This is a genomic window from Pseudomonas sp. SIMBA_041 (assembly GCF_046535095.1).
In the GTDB taxonomy this organism is placed as follows: Bacteria; Pseudomonadota; Gammaproteobacteria; order Pseudomonadales; family Pseudomonadaceae; genus Aquipseudomonas; species Aquipseudomonas mucoides.
This window is the reverse complement of the sequence record NZ_JAWRXJ010000235.1, coordinates 1-277: the sequence shown is the minus strand read 5'-3', so window position 1 is coordinate 277 and position 277 is coordinate 1. Positions and strand designations below refer to the sequence as shown.

Genomic DNA, 277 nt, shown 5'->3' with positions numbered 1-277 from the left:
AGTTCCTCTGGCATCTCTTCTTTTACAAAGCGTGTGCTATCATCAATAGGTTTAGAAATTATACCGTTTGTTAGTTTGTTGATTATGACTAGATCACCAATTCTCTCCAATCGTTCGAGTAATATTAAAGTCGTTAGATTATTTACAGGGTTGTGAGTAAAATCTAGATCTTCAATATTATCTGGTGGTATGTACTGCCTTACTGTCAAAAAATCTTGAATCTCTATAGATTCATCAGTGCTAAGTCGTCTTTTTGGTTGAAGAACAAGGTTAATAG

1 protein-coding gene is annotated in these 277 nt (G+C 33.9%); it reads right to left on the bottom strand.

All coding sequences use genetic code 11. The features are described from left to right. The coding region (locus SB725_RS30995; protein WP_410923216.1) for a hypothetical protein at positions 1-277 on the bottom strand (277 nt) is incomplete at both ends.